Annotated in this window: 1 protein-coding gene and 1 pseudogene; one reads left to right on the top strand and one right to left on the bottom strand. The window is 64.8% G+C overall.

Annotated elements, in window-relative coordinates; genetic code table 11:
- Positions 1–477: 477 nt before the first annotated feature.
- Positions 478–912 (top strand): hypothetical protein, encoded by a 435-nt coding sequence (locus ACH4B3_RS34255; protein ID WP_398469705.1) that lies wholly within the window; start codon positions 478–480, stop codon positions 910–912.
- 210 nt (positions 913–1122) lie between these two features.
- Here ACH4B3_RS34255 and ACH4B3_RS34250 read toward each other — a convergent pair.
- Positions 1123–1918: pseudogene (locus ACH4B3_RS34250) on the bottom strand (IS701 family transposase); the annotation flags it as partial.

Raw genomic sequence — 1918 nt, 5'->3', positions numbered from 1 at the left:
AAGACAGGCCCGCACCAGTCACTACAAACGACGCGGACACATCCCCCGACCTGACCACCAGTCACGGCAAACACCGTGGCAGTACCAGGACGGGTCCCGATCCGACATAGCAGGCATGGCGGAGCAGTGTCTGAATTTCGGTCGGATCAGTGCGCGGCGTCATCGGGGAGCACGATCGCAACGCGGCGAGCGTGCGGGTGCCAGAATCTGCACCTGACCGGGTCCAGACACTCAGGCCGCACGAGAGCGGCGTTTCTTCAGATGCGTGAACGCGTGCTCGCACACCACCTGCTCCGCGGTGAGCAGCCTGTTGACCTGTCTCTGCGTCGCAGCCGCGCGGTGGTCGAGGGGAGGCTCAGGGTCACCGGGCTCGGCCGAGTGAATGACCCGCCCCTGCTTGCGAGCTATCTTTGGCGGTCCCATACTCATAATTGCAATGCTTTCTCGCACCACAGACAGGGAGAGCGCGCTATGCCTATGACGATCAAGCTGCAGGTTGTTGAGATCGTCGGCAATTTTACGTCTGCTGTTCCCGTAATGACCATCACGGGAAGCCTTGCCGGGGCGTCCAATTCTGTCAAGCAGGACATCTTGGAGTTCCCGAGCGGAGGCATCACTGTCCGCAAGGGGGTGCCTGTAAAAGTCTCCGAATTGGTTTCGGAATTCCAGATGACGGAAAGCTTCACGATCGGAACCACGCTCGATCCTCCTTCTATTTCGAGAAAAATACTCTACGGTGGGACTTTGCAGTCCATCGACACTGACGACACTTTCGGTGAGGCGTTCAGGGAGCTGACAAATCTGACAGCACCCACGGTCGGCCTACCGGCGCGCGAGCGGGTCCTTACGTTCATCGGCGGCAATCAATCGATTGCCGTGCACTTCACAGAGGAAACTACCAACGCATTTTGAGCGCCTCACTGCGCCGACCAGGCAACGTCAGCAGGTCGTTGGCGCGCTGCATGATCCGCCGCATCGCCCAGTAGGACAAGGGCCGGTTCACCCCGTGCCGCGTCCGCCGGACCGGCTCGCCCCTCGACGGTGTGCATACCTCGTCGAGGTAGTGGGCCAGCCGTACGAACGCCTGGGGCGAGGCCGGCACCGCCTCCCGCTCTCGGGGCCCTTAGACATCACGTAGATCCGCTGGCTGGCCCAATCCACGCCGCCGCCGAGCTGCTCGTCAAGCGTGGTCCCGGCGGGACAACAGGCGATGTAGTAGGAGGTCTCCTGCGGATGGGCGACGCTGCGGCGGGCGATCACCCCGTGGCGGCGGTCGGGCCGGTGCCACGGCCGCACCTCGACGCGTACCCAGTCGTGGATCCGCAGGCCGTGAGCCCCGCTGCCGCAGGAGCGACGCTTCCGTTTCTGCCGGGCAAGACCGTTGAACAGGTCGTGGACGGGGTGGTCGATCGCCCAGCGGGTGACCACGGTGTCGTGCCGGGTGGTGGGCATGACGTGGAAGACGTCCGCCCGCTCCAGCTCGGACCGCCAGCCCTTGCTGAACCCGTAGGCGGCATCCGCGGTCACCCACCGAAACGGGATCTCGTCCGCGATCGCACGGCGGACCATCGCCTTGGCCATGGCCACCTTGGTCTCGAAGGCGACCTCGTCGCCGATGCCGGCCCGGCGGCACCTTTCCCGGTCATCGGTCCACGAGGTGGGCAGACACAGACGCCGGTCGATCAGCGTCCGCCCACGGTCGGTGGCATAGGCGAGGAAGACGCCGACCTGGCAGTTCTCCGTCCGCCCGGCGGTGCCGGAGTACTGCCGCTGCACCCCTGACGACCGCACCCCCTTCTTCAGGAAACCCGTGTCGTCCACGACCAGGACGGCGTCCCGGTCGCCGAGGTTGTCGACCACGTACCGACGTACGTCGTCGAGCACCTCCTCGGCGTCCCACTCGATCCGGTTCAGCATG

The organism is Streptomyces sp. NPDC018031 (assembly GCF_044327625.1).
Taxonomy (GTDB): Bacteria; Actinomycetota; Actinomycetes; order Streptomycetales; family Streptomycetaceae; genus Streptomyces.
The sequence above is the reverse complement of the archived record's forward strand: the minus strand, read 5'-3'. Positions and strand labels throughout refer to the sequence as shown.